Consider the following 19,443-nt stretch of genomic DNA (forward strand, 5'->3'; position numbering starts at 1 on the left):
CCGGGACGTCCGAATGCGCTGCCTGGCCCGCGTTCTCCTCCTGCTGGCCCTCTTGGTCGCCGGCCTCTCGCCGACACCCGCCCGCACCGCCGAGCTCGCGGCGCTGTTCTTCGGCGCCGGCGCGGCCGCCGGCCCCGTGGAGGGCGACCCGCCCGCCCGCCCCGTGACGCGCGACGGCGTCCTCCTCGGCTACCTCCTGTCCACCCACGAGGTCTCCGGCTCGCTCGGCTACTCCGGCAAGCCGATCGACGTTCAGGTCGGACTGGACACCGCGGGCCGGATCGCCGGGGCGCGCCTCGTCCGCCACGAGGAACCCATCCTGGTCGTGGGCATCTCCCAGGAGCGGCTGGCCGCCTTCGTGGAGGCGCTGGCCGGAGCCGATCCGAGCCGGCCGCTCACGTTCCGGGGCGAATCCTCGCGCTCTGCGGAGGGCATCGACCGGATCGCCGGCGCCACCGTGTCCTCCACCGTCATCGCCGAGGCCGTCCTGCGCTCCGCGCGCGCCGTCGCCCTGTCGCGCGGCCTGCTCGGGACGGGCCCCGGACGGCCCCGCCTCGACCGCGAACGATACGCGGTCCGGACCTGGCCCGAGCTCCAGGCCGAGGGGGCCGTCACCCGTCTGACCCTCCGGCCAGCCGACGTCGCCGCCCGCCTCGGCCTGCCCGCGGACGACCAGGACGGCACCTTCCTGGATCTCGCCGTCGCGCTCGCGACGCCGCCGACCATCGGCCAGAACCTCGTCGGACGACGCCTCTTCGAGAGCGCCCTGGCGGGCGCCGGGCCGGAGGACAGCCACCTCTTCGTGGCCGGCGACGGCCTCTATTCCTTCAAGGGCACCGCCTGGCGCCAGTCCGGCACCTTCGACCGCATCGAGCTGCGCCAGGGCGCGCTGACCCTGAAGCTCGCCGCCGACCATCACCAGGGCCTGACAGGACTGCCCGCCGCGCTCGGCGCGCCCGCCTTCCGCGAATACGCCCTGTTCCGGATCGACGCCGCGTCCGGATTCGACCCCACGGCGCCCTTCTCGCTCGCCGTCCTCGTCACGCGCGAGCGGCCGGACGGCACGGTGGCGACGGGCGAATGGCTCCTGCCCTACCGTGTCCCCGACGCCTATGTGGTCCGCCCCCCGCCCGCCGTCGCGCCGTCCGCCGATGCCCCCGCCTGGCATGGCATCTGGTGGTCCCGCCGCGGCGAGCTGGCCGGCCTCGGTGTCATGCTGACCGTCCTCACGGGCATCCTGCTCTTCCAGGATGCGGTCGTCCGGAATCCGACCCGCTATAAGGTCGTCCGCCTCGGCTTCCTAGCGGCGACGGTCGGCTTCCTGGGCCTCTACGCGGGCGCGCAGCTCTCCGTCGTCAATGTCGTCACCTTCGCGCAGGCCTTGCTGGCCGGCTTCCGCTGGGACCTCTTCCTCGTCGACCCGCTGGTCTTCGTCCTCTGGTCCTTCGTGGCGGTCGCCCTGGTGTTCTGGGGGCGCGGCGTGTTCTGCGGCTGGCTCTGCCCCTTCGGCGCCCTGCAGGAACTCGCCAACGCCGCCGCCCGCCGGCTCGGCATCCGCCAGGTTCGCATGCCCTGGGCCCTGCACGAGCGGCTCTGGATGCTCAAGTACATCGGCTTCCTGGCCATCATGGCGCTGTCGCTGCAATCGGTGGCGGACGCCTTCCGGCTCGCCGAGATCGAGCCGTTCAAGACGGTCGTGATCCTGAAGTTCGCCCGCGACTGGCCCTTCGTCCTCTACGCCCTCGCGCTCCTCGCCGCCGGCCTCTTCGTCGAGCGCTTCTACTGCCGCTATCTCTGCCCGCTCGGCGCCGGGCTCGCCCTGCCGGCCAAGCTGAAGCTCTTCGACTGGCTGCACCGGCGCCCGCAATGCGGCCGGGAATGCCACGTCTGCGAGACCACCTGCACCGTCGAGGCGATCGACCCGATCGGCCGCATCAGCGCCAACGAATGCATCTACTGCCTGCGCTGCCAGGCGAACTACCACGACGCCGACACCTGCCTGGTGCTGAAGCAGCGGGCCCGTCGACGCGCGCCCGAGGCCGGCGAAGGAGCGTCCCATGGCTGAGCCCGACCGGCCTCCGACCCGCCGCCGCGTCCTGGCCCTCCTCGCCGCCGCGCCGGTGCTCGCCTCCGCCCCGGCCCCCGCCGGTGCCCTCCGCCGGACCTGGCGCGGCACGGCCCTCGGCGCCGACGCCGAGATCGTCCTGGAGGGCGGGGAGGCGGAGACCGCCCGCGCCGCTGTCGAGGCCGTCCGCCTGGAGGTGGAGCGCCTCGAGGCGGTCTTCAGCCTGTTCCGCGCCGACAGCGCCCTCTCCAGGCTCAACCGCACCGGCCGGCTCGACGCCCCGCCCCACGACCTCGTCGCCTGCCTCGCGATGGCCCGCGACGTCCACCGGCGCACGGGCGGGCGCTTCGACCCGACCGTCCAGCCCCTCTTCGAGGCGACCGCCGCCTGGTTCGCCGACCACGACGGCCCGCCCCCGCCGGCGGCGCTGGCCGAGGCCCGCGCGGCGATCGGCTTCGGCCGCGTCGCGGCGGACGGCGCGGCGGTCGTCCTGCCGCCCGGCGTCCGGCTGACCCTCAACGGCGTCGCCCAGGGGTGGATCGCCGACCGCGCCGCCGGGATTCTGGCGGCCCACGGTTTCGCCGCCGTCCTCGCCGACCTCGGCGAGATCCGCGCCGGAGGCCCCCCGGCCCGAGGCCTCTGGCGCGTCGGGCTACGCGGCGGCGGCGAGCGGACCCTGGCCGCCGGCGCCCTCGCGGTCTCTGCCCCCGACGGGCTGCGCTTCCGCGGCGGCCCCTACCACCACCTCTTCGACCCCCTGACCGGCCGCCCCGCCGACCTCTGGCAGCGCATCGTCGTCACCGCCCCCACCGCCGCCGAAGCCGACGCCCTGGCCACCGGCCTGGCATCGGCCCCCCCGGAGGTCATCGCCGAGATCGTGAAGGACAGGAACGACCTCACGGTCGCCGTCCGCGACCAGGCCGGCCGCGAGTTCGTGTTCGGGTGAGGGGAGGGGCAGGGCGGACCGGATCGCCGGCGCGACGGCCGACGGCATGACCTTGCGCAGGCCGCAGTCCCTTACCCGCACCCTCTCGACCGCACGCGCACGCGCCGCCAGGGTCCGCAAGGGCGTCTTCCCCTGCGGACCGACGAGGTTGCGCAGACCCACAAACGGGGAAAACATGCCCGACATCGCATGTGGGACCCCCACAAGCCCTTGACGGCCCGTGAAGACCGTGTCGCCTACGGTTGACGATGCGAATGGGCGTCGTGGATGAGCCTTGCAAGGGAGCCGGATCGCCCATGACCAGACCCGACGGCGAACCCGGTGCGCGCCGCGGTCCGGGAGCCGGGCCCGATGGCGTCCGTCCGGGGCGAAGCGCCGGCCGCGGCCTGCGGCTCTGGTCCGCGGCCGCCCTGCTCGTCGCGTTCGCGCTTCTCGCGCCCGTCGCCTTCGAGGCGTCCTCCGCCCAGGGGCCGGAACCCGCGGCGACCTACGTCGGCAGCGAGACCTGCGCCGGCTGCCACAAGACCGAAGCCGACCTCTGGCGACGCTCGCAGCACCGGCACGCGATGGAGCCCGCGACGGAGGCCTCCGTGAAGGGCGACTTCGCCGGGGCCCGCTTAGAGCACCACGGCGTCGCGACCCGCTTCTTTCGGGACGGCCCGCGGTTCATGGTCGAGACGGACGGTCCCGACGGCAAGCCGACCGTCTACGAGATCGCCTACACGTTCGGCGTCGAGCCGCTGCAGCAATACCTGATCGCCTTCCCGGACGGGCGCATCCAGGCCCTCTCCGTCGCCTGGGACACGAGGCCGGCGGACCGGGGCGGGCAGCGCTGGTTCCACCTCTACCCGAACGAACCGATCCCGCACACGGACGAGCTCCACTGGACCAAGCCCAGCCAGAACTGGAACTTCATGTGCGCCGAATGCCACTCGACTGGCCTCCGGCGGAACTACGACGCCGCGGCGGACCGTTTCGCGAGCACCTGGGCGGAAATCAGCGTCGGCTGCGAGAGCTGCCACGGTCAGGGGTCGCGACACGTCGCCTGGGCCGAGGCCCGGCAGAGCGGGCGGCCCTCGGCCCTGGCCGACGACCCCGCTCTCGGCCTTCTCGTGGCCTATGCCGAGCGCAACGGTATCACCTGGTCGCTCGACCCCGGGACCGGCAACGCCCGGCGCAGCGGTGCGCCCGCCACCCTGCGCAAGGAGGTCGAGACTTGCGGGCTCTGCCACGCCCGCCGCCTGCAGCAATCGGAGGATTGGGTGCCGGGCCGGTGGCTCTCCGAGACCCACCGCGTGACCCCGCTCTCCCGCGGCCTCTACCATGCCGACGGGCAGATGCAGGACGAGGTCTATACCTATGGCTCCTTCAAGCAGAGCCGGATGTACGCGGCCGGAGTGACCTGCAGCGACTGCCACGATCCGCATGGCGGCAAGCTGCGCCTCGCCGGCGACGCGACCTGCCTGCAATGCCATGCGGGGGACAAGTATGCCGTTGCCACTCACCACCGCCACGAGAGCGCTGCCACGCCGCCCTCCTGTGCCTCGTGCCATATGCCGGTCGTCACCTACATGGTCGTGGACCCGCGCCACGATCACGGCTTCCGCGTCCCCCGGCCGGACTTGACCGTCGCGATCGGCACGCCCAACGCCTGCAATGCGTGCCACAAGGACAAGCCGGCCCAATGGGCGGCTGATGCCGTCCAGGCCTGGCACGGACCGGATCGGAAGGGATTCCAGGCCTACGGGCCCGCCTTCAATGCCGCCTGGACCGATCGGCCCGACGCCGCACGGCTCCTCGCCGCCGTGGCGGGCGACGGGGCGGTCCCCGCCTTCGCGCGCGCCGGCGCCCTCGCGGCCCTGAACGGCCTGCCCACCCCGCAGACCCTCGGCCTGGCGCGTGCGGGCGCCGGCAGCCCCGATCCGATGCTGCGGATCGGCGCGCTCGACCTCATCGAGGGCGCCCCGCTGCGCGACGTCTGGCCGATCGCGGCACCGCTCCTGGCCGATCCGGTCCGGGGCGTTCGCATCCGGGCCGTCTCGCTCCTCGCCGAGGTTCCCACGGCGCAACTGTCGCCCGGGGATCGGGAGCGTTTCGAACGCGCCGCCGCCGACTTGGTCGCCGCGCAGCGGCTCATCGCCGAGCGTCCGGAAGCGCGCATGGAACTCGGGAACTTCCTGGCCCGCCGCGGGTCTGCGACCGAGGCCGAGGCCGAGTTCAAGGCCGCGCTCCGCCTCGACCCGCAGTTCGCCCCCGCGGCCGTCAACCTCGCCGATCTCTACCGGGCCCTCCGGCGGGACGGCGAGGGCGAGGCGGTGCTGCGATCCGCGCTCGCCGTGAACCCCGGAGCGGCAGCCCTGCATCACGCCCTCGGGCTCGCCCTGGTCCGCGCGAAACGCATCGGCGAGGCCGTCGAGGCCCTGGCCCGGGCCGCCGAGACGGACCCGGCCAACCCGCGCTACGGCTACACCTACGCGGTCGCGCTCCATTCGACGGGGCAGCGCGTCGAGGCCATGGCGGCCCTCAGGCGCAATCTCGAGCGGCATCCGCGCCACCGCGAGACGCTGATGGCGCTGGTCGGCTTCAGCCGGGACGCCGGCGACCTGGCCGGCGCGCTGCGCTACGCGGAGGAACTCGCCGGATTAGGCCCGGTCGATCCCGCGCTCGCCCGCCTCATCCAGGAGCTTCGGGCACGCCGGTGACGCCTGGTCCCGGGCGGGAGGTGCGGGACAGGATCCGTCTCCCGCCCCGTCGTCCTCAGGGCTTGACCGGCGCGAAGATCGTCTTCCAGTCCCGCTTCATGTCGACGACCGTCCATCTGTTCGCCGCCGCTGCATCGAGGGCCTTGTCCAGGTGGCCGAACGGCGAGGCGCGGTCATAGGCGAACTCCCGCTCGCCATCCGTGTGATGCACGATCACGCCGAGACGCCGTCCGCCCGACATGGTCGTCCACTGCAGCATCTGCAGGTCGCCGTCCGAGTTCCCGAAGGCCGCGATCGGGCGGGCGCCCATCTGCCTGTCGATCCCGACCGGCTTGCCGGGGCCGTCGTCCACGAAGTCCACCTCCGGCAGGCGGAAGAGCTCCGGCCGGCCGTCGCGCATCTCGAAGCGCGTCTTGATGGTCGACCCGATGACGCGTTCCTTCGCCACGCCGTAGACCCGCTCGGTCCAGGGCCGCATGAACTCCAGGCCGCCCCCCGATACGATCGCGGTGGTGAAGCCATTGGCTCCGAGATAGGCGAGCACCTCGCGCATGGGCTGATAGGCGAGGTCCGTGTAGGGAGTGCCGAAGCGCGGATGGCGGGCGCTGGCCAGCCAGGCGGTCACGATCGCGGTGAACTGGGACGAGGTCATGCCCGCATGGCTCGCCGTCACGAGGTCGGCGATCGCCCGGTTGCCGCCCGACGCCAGCGTCCTGAGGTCGCCCTCGAGGGCCGCCTTGAACGGCTGGCGGTCCTTCCAGTCGGGATTCATCGGCGCGAGCGCCTTGATCCGGTCGAGCGCGAAGGCGAGCTGCACATACATCGGCTGCTCGGGCCAGAGCGTGCCGTCGTTGTCGAAGACGGCGAGGCGATCGGCCGGTGCGACGAAGTCCGGCGATCCCTCGCGCGTCACCGTGGTCACGAACTCGATGATCGAGCGCTTGGCGGGACCGTCGTTCCAGGACGGGAGCGGGTCGGATTGCTGGGCGGCCGCACCGCCGAGCCAGAGGGGGCCGGCCACCACGAGGGCTAGGCCGATCTTCAGCATGGTCTTCAGCATGATGGACGCCCGGGAGGTTCGGATGGAAGGTCACGGCCCGGCGAGTGCCGGGCCGCTTCATCATCGATCAGTTGCCGCTCGGAAGGGCGATGCTCACGCCTTCCTTGGCGAGCTGCTCGCGCACCCACTGGAACCGCTGGTAGCTGGTCAGGGTCACCGGACCCGTATAGCCCTCGCTCTGCAACTTGCGCGGCGGATACTGGACGTAGGTCTTCATCAGATCCTTGATGGCTTCGCTGATGGTGACCAACGTCCACGTGTGCTCGGTGTAATTGTTCATGAAGACGTCGTAGCGCTCCTGCGGATCCTGCCACAGGTCGAAGACCTGGGGCACGATGGCGACGTACTTCTCCGGGCCCTTCCAGCCGAGGTTGGTATCGACCGCCAGGCCGCCGGTGGGCTGACCGTTGTCGCCGCGCAGGTTGAACACCGCCTTGTAGTGTCCGACGCGGGCGGCGCCGGGGGTCAACTCGTTCTCCGTGAAGTAGAACCAGGCCTTGCGGGGCGTCTTGCCGGAGCCGGTCAGCACCGGGGTCAGGTCGTAGCTGTCGAAGATGATCGGCTGACCCTCGCGGTCTTTCTCCGGCAGCTTGACGCCGGCCGCGCTCGCGAACGTGGCCATCAGGTCGAGGCCGCCGACGATTTCGTGGTTCTTCGTGGCGGGTTTGGTCTTGCCCGGCCAGACCGCGATCGCCGGGACACGGTTGCCGCCCTCGCGCAGCGTGCCCTTGGTGCCCCGGAAGGGCGTATAGCCGGCATCCGGATAGACGTCCTGCCAGGCGCCGTTGTCGGTCGTGTAGAAGACGAGCGTGTTCTTGTCCAAGCCGCTCGCCCGCAGCTTGTCCATGATGCGCCCGATGCGCGAGTCGAGCTCGACCACGCTGTCGGCGTATTTGGTCTTCGACATGGACTTCAGCTGATACTCCGGAGCCGGCATGTTCGGCTGGTGCACCTTCATGAAGTTCACGTTGATGAAGAAGGGCTTCGACGGATCAGCCGCCGCCTTGTCGAGGAATTCGAGCGCCGCCTTCTCCACATAGCCGTCGAAATACGGGATGCCGACCACGCCCTTTTCCGGTGTGTCGACATATTGCCCGTTGATCTTGAAGTCCTCCTTGGCCTTCTCGCCGGCCTTCCCGGACAGCGCGCCGACCGTGACCTTCTGGAACATGGCCCGAAGCTCCGGATCCATGTCCGGGAACCAGGTCGGATCGGCATACGTGTAGGCGTTCAGATGGTAGAGCCCGACATACTTCATCTCGTCGTAGCCCTGCGCGGTGGGGAGCGCGTAGTCCGCCTCGCCGAGATGCCACTTGCCGGTGAAGTAGGTCTGGTACCCCACCTGCTTGAGCACGGAGGCGAGCGTCCATTCCGCCGCCGGCAGCCCGCCGCCCTGGCCTTGGAAGGCCACTGTCGTCATGCCGCTGCGGTTCGGGATGCGTCCCGTCTGCATGGCGGCGCGACCCGGCGTGCAGCTCGGCTGCGCGTAGAAAGAGAAGAACGTCATGCCGTCGCTGGCGAGCCGATCGATGTTCGGCGTCGGCATGCCCCGGCCCTCGCCGCCGCCATAGGGTCCGAGATCGCCATATCCTGTATCGTCTGAGACGATGAACAGGATATTGGGCTTCGCGTTCTGCGCCGAGGCGGGCGTATACGCCGAAGCAAGTAGACCCGCTGCGAACGAAACTAGAATTCTTGTCGAATACATTGATCCCCCCGTAAATGCTCGAAGGCATGTCGCCGAGCTGGTTGCTGTAATACATGAAGCAGCAGCGGCAGAGAATCGGGAAATTTGCGAAGCCAGGCGACATAGACATCAAGTAGAGGGAGATAATTTAAGTAGTGATACTTACCATAAGCCCTGCTGCATAAAGGGGCAGAAGAGCCGTTTGGTCGCCCGCGGCACCGTAAGCTCGGTTTGACGCTATCGCGGGCCCGTGTAAATTTGTCAGCGGATTGTTCCGAGGATTTCGCGACCGCTCATTTGCGGTGCACCACACCCCTATCGCCGGCCCCGATTTGCGCCGCTCGGAACCTGACACCGACTGAGTACGTCGTGTGTGCCAGTTGCGGCGGCACCGGCGAATGCAGGCGTCGGCTCTCCCGCGACCTCGCAGATCTGTGCCCGTCGGAGGAGCGGGGCCCGCTTCGCCATCACACCCGAGTTGATCCCATGTCCCCCACGACCGAACCGGCCGAGACCCCGAACTTTCTCGCCGCAGGCGGCGGCGTCGGGGCGCTGATGCGTGCCCACGATTGGTCCGGTTCGCCGCTCGGCCCGCCTGACGGCTGGCCGCAGTCGCTGCGCTCGGTCGTCGGGCTGCTGCTCCATTCGAAGTTCCCGATGTTCGTGGCGTGGGGTGCCGAGCTCGGCTTTCTCTACAACGATCCCTATGCGGAAATCCTCGGCGCCAAGCACCCCCGGGCTCTCGGCCGGCGCTTCGTCGAGATCTGGCCGGAGATCTGGCCCGACATCCTGCCGCTGATCGACGCCGCCATGGCGGGCGAGGCGATCTACCGGGAGAACCTGCCCCTCAGGATGAACCGGCGGGGCCGCGACGAGGACACCTGGTTCACCTTCTCGTATTCTCCGGTGCGCGACGAGACCGGCAAGGTCGCCGGCATGTTCTGCGCCGTGGCCGAAACCACCGCGCAGGTCTTGGCCGCTCGCCGCCGCGACGCCCTCCTGCGGCTGGACGAGCGGCTGCGCGACGTCGTCAACACGGCGGATCTGTCCTTTGTCGCGTCGGAACTGCTCGGCGAGGCGCTCGGAGCCTCGCGCGTCGGCTACGGGGCGATCGACCACGACGCGGGAACCACCCGGGTCGAAAGAAGCTGGTTCGCGCCCGGATACGACGACCTGGCCGGCCTGCACCGCTTCTCCGACTACGGATCCTACCTCGATGATCTGCGGGTGGGCAGGATCGTCGCGAACGCGAATGTCGAGACGGACCCGCGGACCGCTGCGAACGCCGGTTCGTTTCAGAAGCTTCGGATCAAGGCCCACCTCGACGTGCCCGTGGTCGAGAATGGGCGCACGGTCGGGCAGTTGTTCGTTCACTCGCCCGTCCCTCGCGTTTGGGCGGACGAGGAGATCGCCTTCGTGCGCGACTTCGCTGAACGCACCCACGCGGCGATCGCCCGCCGCACCGCCGAGCAGGAGCTGCGGGAGAGCGAGGAGTTCAACCGCCGCATTCTCGGCGCCTCCGCCGACTGCATCAAGGTGCTCGGCCTGGACGCCCGGCTCGAGTTCATGTCGGAAGGCGGGCTCTGCGCGATGGAGGTCGACGACGTCGCGTCCATCAGGGGTGCCCTCTGGCCCCGGTTCTGGGACAGGGAGGGTCGAGCCAGGGCGCAGGCCGCCGTGGACGACGCGAAGCGCGGCGGCACCGGAAGGTTTCAGGGCCTCGCCCCGACCATGAAGGGAAACCCGCGTTGGTGGGACGTGATCGTCACGCCGATCGCTGGTCCGGACGGTCGCCCGGAGAAGCTCCTGTCCGTCTCGCGCGACATGACCGCGACGAAGCAGGCCGAGCAGGCTCTGCGGGTGAGCGAGGAGCGGCTCCGCACCGCCCTGACGATCGAGACGGCGGGTGCGATCTACTTCGACATGACCGGCACGCTGACCGACGCCAACGACGCCTTTCTGAAGATGAGCGGGTACACGCGTGCTGATCTCGCGACAGGTCAGGTGACGTGGCAGCGGCTGACCCCGCCCGAGCATAGGCACACGTCAGAGCGGGCCTTTGCGGAACTGAAGGCGCGTGGCGTCACCACGCCCTACGAGAAGGAATACGTCCGCAAGGACGGGTCGCGCTGGTGGGCGCTCTTCGCGGCCAAGCTCCTGCCCGACGGGACCGGCTTCGAGTTCGTTCTCGACATCACCGATCGAAAGAGCGCCGAGGCCCGCCTGAGGGAGTTGAACGAGACCCTCGAGGCTCAGGTCGCGGCACGCTCGGCGGAACGCGACCGTCTCTGGAATCTTTCCCAGGACATGCTCGCCCGTGCCGACTACAGCGGCATGATGTCGGCCGTCAGCCCCGCATGGACTCATGTTCTGGGCTGGAGCGAAGCCGAACTGCTGAGCCGCGGCTACGGGACCTTCATGCATCCGGACGACATGCCCCCCACTTTGGCGGCCATCGCCACGATGGCGGAAACGATGAAGCCGAGCCGGTTCGAGAACCGCATCGCCACGAAGGAGGGAGGCTTCAAGCACATCGAGTGGACGGTCGCTCCCGAATCCGACGGGATCAATTTCATCGCCGTCGGGCGCGACCTCAGCCACTCCAAGGCGCGCGAAGCCGAGCTGGAGGCGGCCCGGGAAGCCCTGCGCCAGAGCCAGAAGATGGAGGCGATGGGCCAGCTTACCGGCGGCGTCGCCCACGACTTCAACAACCTGCTGACGCCGATCGTGGGCGCGCTCGACATGCTCCAGCGCAACGGACTGGGCGATGACCGCCAGCAGAGGCTGATCGCCGGCGCCGCCCAATCCGCCGACCGGGCGAAGCTCCTCGTCCAACGCCTTCTCGCATTCGCGCGGCGCCAGCCCCTTCAGCCGGTTGCGGTGGACATCACCAGGCTGGTGAGGAACATGGCGGAGTTGGTGGCGAGCACGACCGGTCCGCAGATCAGGGTCGTGGTGGATGCCGAGCCCGATTTGCCGCCCGCCACGGCGGACCCGAACCAACTCGAGATGGCGCTCCTGAACCTCGCCGTGAATGCCCGGGACGCCATGCCGGACGGCGGGACGCTTCGGATCAGCGCGGCGGCGGACAGGATCGAGCGGGACGGAGGTCTCGAGCTCAGGCCCGGACGGTACATCCGACTTTCTGTCGCCGATACGGGCGCGGGGATGGACGAGGCGACGCTGTCCCGTGCCGTGGAGCCGTTCTTCTCGACGAAAGGGGTCGGAAAGGGCACGGGGCTCGGCCTCAGCATGGTCCACGGGCTGGCCTCCCAGCTCGGCGGCGCCCTGACCATCGCGAGCAAGCTAGGGCTGGGCACCGACATCGAGCTCTGGTTGCCGCAGGCCGAGGCGATGCCGGCCGAGCCGCCCGCTCCTTCCGATTCGGCGTCGGTCCGCGGACGCGGCAAGGCGTTGATCGTCGACGACGAGGATCTGGTTCGCCTGAGCACGGCGGACATGCTGAGCGAACTCGGCTACGGGGTCGTCGAGGCGGCCTCGGCGGAGGAAGCGCTCCGCCTGATGGGGAGCGGCGCGCGCGTGGACCTGGTGGTGACCGATCACCTGATGCCGGGCCTGAGCGGCGCCGAACTCACGCGCATCATCCGCGATCGCAGCCCCGGCCTGCCGGTCTTGATCGTGTCGGGCTATGCCGAGGCGGACGGCATCGCGCCCGACCTGCCCCGCCTCACCAAGCCCTTCCGAAAGGACGAACTCGCCCTGGCACTGGCAGCCGTCGCGAAGCCTCACACCGCACATGAATGACTTGGCTGGGTTTGTTGGGTAGCTCTTCGCGTCGGCCACCTGAGGACGACACCAGCGCGCCAGTCAGAATGCTGTAGCCATTCGGCTCGTGAGATGGCGCACCCGACAGGATTCGAACCTGTGACCTCTGCCTTCGGAGGGCAACGCTCTATCCAGCTGAGCTACGGGTGCGTCGGTGTTTCCGCCGGGCCCTGCTGGATGGCGCCGGCGAGGTCTGAATAGCCGATCCGGGGGGCGTCGGCAACCGGGAAGGCGGGCGCCTCGGCGATCGTCTCACCCCCGCGCCCGGTTGCGCAAGGCCGAGATCGTCGTCGTCGGGGTGATGCCCTCCGGGTCGACCTTGAGGTGGACGAGGGCCGGCCGCCCGGCCGCGAGCGCCTCGTCGAGGGCGGCGGGGATCTGCTCGGTGCGGTCCACGGTGAGGCCGAGGCCGCCATAGGCGCGCGCCAGGGCCGCGAAGTCGGGGTTGAGCAGGTCCGTGCCGTGGACGCGCGCCGGATATTCCCGCTCCTGGTGCATGCGGATCGTGCCGTAGATGCCGTTGTCGACCAGCACCACCACCACCGCGGCGCCGTATTGGACCGCGGTGCCGAACTCTTGCATGGTCATCTGGTAGCAGCCGTCGCCCGCGAAGCAGACGACCGGGCGGTCCGGAAACTGAAGCTTCGCCCCGATCGCAGCCGGCAGGCCGTAGCCCATGGAGCCGGAGGTCGGCGAGGCCTGCGTCCCATAGCGCCGGAAGCGCCAGAAGCGGTGCACCCAGGTGGCGTAGTTGCCGGCCCCGGTGGTCAGGATGGCGTCGTCGGGCAGCACCCGGCGCAGATGCTCGATAACCGCGCCGGTCTGCACCGGCCCGGGAATCGTCGGCAGGGCCTCCGACCAGGCCCTGTAGTCGGCATGCGCCTCCCGCGTCCAGCCGCGCCAGCGGATCTCCCCGTGCGGCGGCTGCAGGCTCTCGGCCGCGGCCGCGAAGGCCGCCGGGCTGGCGTTGACGGCGACCGCCGGCCGGTAGACCCGGCCGAGTTCCTCCGCACCCGGATGCACATGCACGAGCGTCTGCCGTGGGTTCGGGATGCCGAGGAGCGTGTAGCTCTGGCTCGGCATCTCGGAGAGTCGGCCGCCGACCATCAGCAGCAGATCGGCCGCGTCGATGCGCGCCTTGAGTTTCGGGTTGAGGCCGATGCCGACGTCGCCGGCATAGCGCGGGTCGAGGTGGTCGAACAGCATCTGGCGCCGGAACGAGCAGGCGACCGGCAGGTCGAAGGCCTCGGCGAAGCGGGCGAAGCGGCGGACCGCCGTCTCGCTCCAGCGGGAGCCGCCGAGAATGGCGAGCGGCCGTTCCGCCGCCCACAGCCGCTTCTGCAGGTCCCACATCTGGTTCAGGCCCGGATGCGTCTCCACCGGTTCGCACGGCTCCGCCGCCACCGCCGCGGCGGTCTCCACCAGCATGTCCTCGGGAAGCGCCAGGACGACCGGGCCAGGCCGCCCCGCGGTCGCCGTGTGGAAGGCGTGCGAGATCATCTCGGGCACCCGGTCGGCGCTGTCGATCTCCGCCACCCACTTGGCGACGGACCCGAACACCGCCCCGTAATCCATCTCCTGGAAGGCTTCGCGATGGCGGAAGCCGCGCTCGATCTGGCCGATGAAGAGGATCATCGGCGTCGAATCCTGGCGCGCCACGTGCAGACCGGCGGCCGCGTTGGTGGCGCCGGGGCCGCGCGTCACGAAGGCGATCCCCGGCCGCCCCGTCAGCTTGCCCGTCGCCTCGGCCATCATGGCGGCCCCCGACTCGTGCCGGCAGACGACGGTCGCCACCGGGCTGTCGTGCAGCGCGTCGAGAACCGCGAGATAGCTCTCGCCCGGCACGCAGAAGACCCGCTCGACGCCGTTCCGCTCAAGCGCTTCCACGAGCAGCCGCGCGCCCGTCGTCCTGTTCGTCGCCTCGTCGGTCACGTCCGGCCCTCTCCCGCGCCGGTCCGCGGCGCCCGTCTCCCATATCCGGTTCGGCCGGCGGAAAAAAGCGCCGCGGCGCGGACGAGGCCCGCCCACGCCGAGCAAGCGCCTCGGAAACGGAGCCGCTACGCCGTCTTGATGGCGATCTTCTCCACCGGCTTCTTCGCCTCCGCCGGCTTCGGCACGTGGATCTTCAGGACGCCGTTCCGGAAGGTCGCCTCGACGGCCTTCGGATCGGCCGCGAAGGGGAGGGGAACGGTCCGCGAGAAGGAGCCGTAGCTGCGCTCGACGAGGTGGACGTTCTTGTCCGTCTCCTCGTGCTCGGACTTCTTCTCGCCCCGGATCGTCAGCGCATCCGAGGTGACCGTGAGGTCGACGTCCTTCTCGTCGACCCCCGGCAGTTCCGCCGTCACCTCCAGCGCCTCCGCGGTCTCCGCCACGTCGACGGCCGGGAACTTCGGTCCGGCGAAGGCCTTGAGGCTGGCCGGCAGGCCCTTGCCGAAGCTGTCGAAGACCTGGTCGATCTCCTCGCGCAGGCTCTTGAACGGGTCGCGCGGGTCGTTGCCCCAGAGCGTCGGGAAAAGCGATTTCATGGTCGTCCTCTCCTTGGACCGTGGTGGATCGGCGCGGTCCGGCCGACCCGGGGAGGGCTCGGCCAGCAACACATTTGTAGTATGCGATATAAAATCGGCGCGGCTTTGACCTGCCGCAAGCCGTCAGACGGTCGTGACGGTGACGACCTGGAACGTGTTCAACTCCCCGTCCTCGTCCCGGATCGAGACGTATTCGCCGGGGTTGAAGGCATGGCTGCCGAACCGGTAGCCCGCCTCGTCGTCCTCGTCTCCCGCCACGTCGTAGTGGAAGGCCCAGCTTCCGCCCGGCCGGTGCACCAGATGGCCGATGTCCTCGTCCTCGTCGCCCCAGAAACGGCGGACGCGACAATGCTCGCGCGCCTTGCGCCACGCTTCGGCATCGATGTGGCCGGACCCGTCGAGCGGCGCCAGGAACTCGTAGCCGTGGCGCGCCGACCCGTTCGGATGCTCCCGCGTGCGGGCGAGGTTCAGGCGAATCTTCTTCAAAGCGATCGGGCCCATCCGTATCCTCCGGGTCGTTCGGGCGATCATGGCCGGTGCCGGGCGGCCGGCATTGACCTCCGTCAACGCGGATCCCCGCGGCCTGGCATTCGAGATGGGGATCGCCGCCGCCAACGTCACGAGGGGCCGATGTCCGCACACGAATCGTCCGTTCCCGGCGGCCAGGACGCCGTCCGGCGCTGGCTGGCGGATCCCGCGACCCATGGGCTCGAGGGACCCGTGCAGGTCGTCGAGACCCACGCCAACCTCGTGTTCCTCGCCGGCCCCACCGCCTGGAAGCTGAAGAAGGCCGTCCGCTTCCCCTTCCTGGACTATTCCACGCTCGAGCGCCGGGAGGCTGCCTGCCGCCGCGAGGTCGAGCGCAACGCGCCCGCCGCCCCGGAGATCTACCGGCGCGCCGTCCCGGTCACCGCGCCGGCCGGCGGCGGCTTCGCCCTCGGCGGCGACGGCCCGGCCGTCGAATGGCTCGTCGAGATGGCCCGTTTCGACGAGACCCGCACGCTCGACCGCGTCCTCGCGGAGGGGCCCCTGCCGGAGCCCCTCGTGGCCGATCTCGCCCGCTCCGTCGCCGCCGCCCAGGCGCTCGCGCCGCCCCGCGACGCCGGGCCCTGGATCGACGACCTCGCCCGCTACGTCGAGCAGAACGACGCCGCCTTCCGGGCCGAGCCGGACCTCTTTCCGCCCGCCGCCGTCGCCGGCCTCGCCGCCGCCGCGCGCGCCTGGCACGGTCGCATCGCCGACCTCCTCGCCGAACGCGGCCGCCTCGGCACCGTCCGCCTCCTGCACGGCGACCTGCACGCCGGCAACGTCGTGCTGGTCGACGGCCGGCCCGTCGTCTTCGACGGCATCGAGTTCGACGACGCGATCGCCACCGCCGACCTCCTGTACGACGCCGGCTTCCTGGTCATGGACCTCGACGAGCGCGGCCACCGGGCCGAAGCCGCGCTGCTCCTGAACCGCTTCCTGGTCGAGACCGTCCGCCACGAGGCACGCCGCGGCGGCGACGTGGCGGACCTGCTCCGGCGCGAGACCGAAGCCCTCGCGGCCCTGCCGTTCTTCCTGATGATGCGCGCCGCCATCCGCGCCAAGGTGACGGCCGCCCGCGCCGCCGCTGTCGGCGGGCCGGACGCCGCGGCCCTGCGCCGGAGCGCGCTGGGCTACTTCGACGCCGCCCGGCGCTACCTGGACCCGGCCGAGCCCGTGCTGGTCGCCGTCGGTGGGCTCTCCGGCACCGGCAAGTCGACCCTCGCCCGCCGGCTCGCGCCCCTCCTCGGCCGCGCCCCCGGCGCCCTGCATCTCAGGACCGACGTCATCCGCAAGCTCCTGCAACGCGCCCCCGAGCATGAGCCGCTGCCGCCGGAGGCCTACGCGCCCGAGCGCCGGGCCGAGGTCTTCGACCTCATCGCCCGCCTCGCCCGCACCGGGCTGGCGGCCGGCCGGGCCGTGGTGGTGGACGCGGTCGCGGCGCGCCCGGAGGAGCGGCAGGCCTTCGCGCGGGCGGCCGGCGCCGCGCAGGCGCGCTTCGCCGGCCTCTGGCTGGAGGCCCCCCTGGACACCCGCCTAGGCCGGGTCGAGCGGCGGACCGCCGACGCGTCCGATGCCGACGGTTCGGTGGTGCGCGTGCAGGACGGCTACGACCTCGGTCCGCTCGACTGGATCCGCGTCGGCTCGGGCGGCAGCCCCGGGGAGACCTTCGCGACCGCCCGCGCCGCCCTGGCCAGGGTCGGCGTCCCGCTGTCAGAGCCCGAATGACCGCGCCAGCGCCGCCACGCCGACCGCGGCCGCGACCGCCAGGGTGTCCTTGCGGCTGAGCGCCATGACGGCCGCCGTCACCGCCAGAGCGGCGAGCGCGACGCCGCCGCCCCGCAGCGCGACCGGCGCCACCGTGGCGATCAGGATGGCGCCCGGCAGGGCCTCCAGGGCGCGGCGCACGGGCGGGGTCAGGGTGACTCGGCCCATCACCAGGTAGCCGCCGGCGCGCAGCCCGTAGGTCACGGCCGCCATGGCGAGGATGACGAGCCAGGCCGGGACGCTGTCAGGCATCGCCGCCGTCCCTCGGTCCCAGGATCGCGCCCGCGAGCGATCCGGTGACGGCGCCGGTCACGATGAACCAGTAGCCCGCCACGAGCTCCGCGGTGGCGAGCGAGACCACGCCCGAGACGATCCAGGGCAGCGACCGGCGCGGCCCCCGCCAGAGCGGCACCAGCATGGCGACGAAGAAGGCCGGCATCATCAGGTCGAGCCCCCAGCGGCGCGGGTCCGCGACCAGGGCCCCGAACAGGTAGCCGGGGATCGCCGCCCCCGCCCAGACCATCCAGATCACCAGGCCCGACCCGACCAGGACCGCCCAGTCGTTGCCGCCCTCCGCCCGGTAGCGCAGTGCGATCACCCAGTTGGCGTCGGTGAGGATGCCGAGCGCCGGGTAGACCTGCCGGGCCGGGACGCCGCCGAGCCAGGGCCTGAGCGCCGCGCCCATCAGGATGAGCCGCAGGTTGATGGCCGCCACGACGCCGACGACCGCCACCGCTGCCGCCGGCGTCAGCGGGGTCGTCCAGATCTCAAGCCCGACGAGTTGGGACGCGCCTGCGTAGACGAGCGCGCTCATCACCGCCGCCTCGGCGAGCGTCAGCCCCTTCTGGACCGCGACCGTGCCGTAGGCCAGCGCGAAGGCCGCGATGCCGGGCAGGATCGGCAGGGAGAGGCGCACCCCGAGCAGGAACCCGGCGCGTGTGAACTGCGGCATGGCATCCGACATGGCGGCTCCGGCGGCGACGCCGACCGACGTAGCATGCCTTGGCGCCCGCGAGAGCGCCCCCGGCCCGCATGGCGCGCATGCCGGCTCGGCGGCGTGCGCCTCAGAGGACGAGCACGGCCCGGAAATCGTTGACGTTGGTGAGGGTCGGCCCGGTCACGAGGCGGTCGCCGAGGGCCTCGAAGAAGCCGTGGCCGTCGTTGTCGGCGAGGCTCGCCGCCGCATCGATGCCGAGCGCACGGGCCCGCTCCAGCGTCTCGGGCGACAGGAAGGCGCCAGCCACCTCCTCGGCGCCGTCGACCCCGTCCGTGTCGCCCGCCACCGCATGCACGCCGGGAAGCCCCCGCAAGGCGACCGCCAGGCCGAGCAGGTATTCGACGTTGCGCCCGCCACGGCCCTTGCCGCGCACCGTTACGGTCGTCTCGCCGCCCGAGATGAGGACGGCCGGCGCGCCGATCGGCTGCCCGTAGGCGCGCACCTGCCGGGCAACGCCGGCCATGACGCGCGCCACCTCACGCGCCTCGCCCTCGATGCAGTCCGAGAGGATCAGGGGGGCGACGCCGGCCTCCCGGGCGACGGCCGCCGCCGCCTCGAGTGACATCTGCGGCGTGGCGATCATCGCCACCGTATTGCGGGCGAAGACCGGGTCGCCCGGCTTCGGCGTCTCCGCCTCGGCCCTTTCGAGATGCCGGATGACCGCGTCGGGCCCGTCGATGCCGTAGCGGGCGAGGATCGCCCGGGCGTCCGCGAAGCTGGTCGGGTCCGGCACCGTCGGGCCGGACGCGATCACCCCCGGGTCGTCCCCGGGCACGTCGGAGATCAGGAGCGTGTGGATGCGCGCCGGCGCGGCTGCGGCGGCGAGCCGTCCGCCCTTCACGGCGGAGAGGTGCTTGCGGACGCAGTTCATCTCGGTGATGTCCGCCCCCGACTTGAGGAGCCGCCGGTTGATGTCCTGCTTGTCCTCGAGCGTGAGGCCCGCCGCGGGTGCGGCAAGCAGGGCCGAGCCGCCGCCCGAGATCAGCGCGACGACGAGATCGTCGGCCGTCAGCCCGCGCAGGAGGTCGAGCATGCGCCCCGCCGCCGCGCGCCCGGCGGCATCCGGAACGGGGTGCGACGCCTCCACGATCTCGATCCGCTCGCACGGGACCGCATGGCCGTAGCGGGTGACCACCAGCCCCTCGATGGGCCCGTCCCAGGCGGTCTCGAAGGCCCGCGCCATCGCGGCCGAGGCCTTGCCGGCGCCGACCACGATCGTCCGCCCCTTCGGCCGCTCCGGCAGGTGCCGCGGCACCAGGAGGGCGGGGTCGGCGGCCGCCACGGCGGCGGCGAACATGCGGGCGAGCAGGTCGCGGGGATCGGCGGTCACGGTCGGGGATCCTCGTCGAGGGCGGTCAGGCGGGCGGACAGGCATCGCCCGAA

General features: G+C 71.3%; 13 protein-coding genes and 1 tRNA gene. 5 read left to right on the forward strand and 9 right to left on the reverse strand.

Going from position 1 to position 19,443, the window contains the following annotated elements; all coding sequences use genetic code 11:
* Nucleotides 1-13 precede the first annotated feature (13 nt).
* The 3 genes from WBG79_RS05135 (at nucleotide 14) to WBG79_RS05145 (ending at nucleotide 5,713) form a co-directional block, all read left to right on the forward strand.
* Nucleotides 14-2,065 (forward strand): 4Fe-4S binding protein, encoded by a 2,052-nt coding sequence (locus WBG79_RS05135; RefSeq protein ID WP_337356033.1) that lies wholly within the window; start codon nucleotides 14-16, stop codon nucleotides 2,063-2,065.
* Nucleotides 2,058-3,011, forward strand: coding sequence for an FAD:protein FMN transferase (locus tag WBG79_RS05140; RefSeq protein WP_337356034.1), 954 nt, complete (start codon nucleotides 2,058-2,060; stop codon nucleotides 3,009-3,011). Before WBG79_RS05135 ends, WBG79_RS05140 begins: the two co-directional genes overlap by 8 nt.
* A 296-nt stretch (nucleotides 3,012-3,307) precedes the next feature.
* Complete coding sequence (locus WBG79_RS05145; protein WP_337356035.1) at nucleotides 3,308-5,713, forward strand: tetratricopeptide repeat protein; 2,406 nt, start codon at nucleotides 3,308-3,310, stop codon at nucleotides 5,711-5,713.
* A 55-nt stretch (nucleotides 5,714-5,768) separates the two neighbouring features.
* Here WBG79_RS05145 and WBG79_RS05150 read toward each other — a convergent pair whose 3' ends face one another.
* Nucleotides 5,769-6,773, reverse strand: a complete 1,005-nt coding sequence (locus WBG79_RS05150; RefSeq protein WP_443147407.1) for an HAD family hydrolase — start codon at nucleotides 6,771-6,773, stop codon at nucleotides 5,769-5,771.
* A gap of 67 nt (nucleotides 6,774-6,840) precedes the next feature.
* Entirely contained in the window at nucleotides 6,841-8,481 is a 1,641-nt protein-coding gene (locus WBG79_RS05155; RefSeq protein WP_337356036.1) for an arylsulfatase, read from the reverse strand.
* Between the two features lie 465 nt (nucleotides 8,482-8,946).
* Here WBG79_RS05155 and WBG79_RS05160 point away from each other — a divergent pair, with 465 nt between their 5' ends.
* A complete protein-coding gene (locus WBG79_RS05160; RefSeq protein ID WP_337357890.1) occupies nucleotides 8,947-12,225 on the forward strand; it encodes a PAS domain S-box protein in 3,279 nt (1,092 codons plus the stop codon).
* Nucleotides 12,226-12,319: 94 nt separating this feature from the next.
* On the opposite strand, the gene WBG79_RS05165 is transcribed toward WBG79_RS05160, so the two are convergent.
* From WBG79_RS05165 to WBG79_RS05180, 4 genes are all read right to left on the reverse strand, one after another.
* A tRNA-Arg gene (locus WBG79_RS05165) sits at nucleotides 12,320-12,396 on the reverse strand.
* A gap of 102 nt (nucleotides 12,397-12,498) precedes the next feature.
* Complete coding sequence (locus tag WBG79_RS05170) at nucleotides 12,499-14,178, reverse strand: thiamine pyrophosphate-binding protein (RefSeq protein WP_337356037.1); 1,680 nt, start codon at nucleotides 14,176-14,178, stop codon at nucleotides 12,499-12,501.
* Nucleotides 14,179-14,303: 125 nt separating this feature from the next.
* Nucleotides 14,304-14,771 (reverse strand): Hsp20/alpha crystallin family protein, encoded by a 468-nt coding sequence (locus WBG79_RS05175; protein ID WP_337356038.1) that lies wholly within the window; start codon nucleotides 14,769-14,771, stop codon nucleotides 14,304-14,306.
* Nucleotides 14,772-14,894: 123 nt separating this feature from the next.
* On the reverse strand, nucleotides 14,895-15,272 hold the full coding sequence (locus WBG79_RS05180; protein WP_337356039.1) for a hypothetical protein: 378 nt from the start codon (nucleotides 15,270-15,272) through the stop codon (nucleotides 14,895-14,897).
* 129 nt (nucleotides 15,273-15,401) lie between these two features.
* Between WBG79_RS05180 and WBG79_RS05185 the strand changes: the two genes are divergently transcribed.
* Nucleotides 15,402-17,024 (forward strand): bifunctional aminoglycoside phosphotransferase/ATP-binding protein, encoded by a 1,623-nt coding sequence (locus WBG79_RS05185; protein WP_337356040.1) that lies wholly within the window; start codon nucleotides 15,402-15,404, stop codon nucleotides 17,022-17,024.
* On the opposite strand, the gene WBG79_RS05190 is transcribed toward WBG79_RS05185, so the two are convergent.
* From WBG79_RS05190 to WBG79_RS05200, 3 genes are all read right to left on the reverse strand, one after another.
* Entirely contained in the window at nucleotides 17,010-17,315 is a 306-nt protein-coding gene (locus WBG79_RS05190) for an AzlD family protein (RefSeq protein WP_337356041.1), read from the reverse strand. The two genes, WBG79_RS05185 and WBG79_RS05190, sit on opposite strands and share 15 nt — an antisense overlap.
* Entirely contained in the window at nucleotides 17,308-18,027 is a 720-nt protein-coding gene (locus tag WBG79_RS05195; protein ID WP_337356042.1) for an AzlC family ABC transporter permease, read from the reverse strand. Before WBG79_RS05195 ends, WBG79_RS05190 begins: the two co-directional genes overlap by 8 nt.
* A gap of 100 nt (nucleotides 18,028-18,127) precedes the next feature.
* The gene (locus tag WBG79_RS05200) at nucleotides 18,128-19,435 is read right to left on the reverse strand and encodes a glycerate kinase type-2 family protein (RefSeq protein ID WP_443147408.1); all 1,308 of its coding nucleotides are present in this window, start codon (nucleotides 19,433-19,435) and stop codon (nucleotides 18,128-18,130) included.
* Nucleotides 19,436-19,443: the final 8 nt, after the last annotated feature.

Origin of the sequence: Prosthecomicrobium sp. N25, assembly GCF_037203705.1 — a bacterium.
Taxonomy (GTDB): Bacteria; Pseudomonadota; Alphaproteobacteria; order Rhizobiales; family Ancalomicrobiaceae; genus Prosthecodimorpha.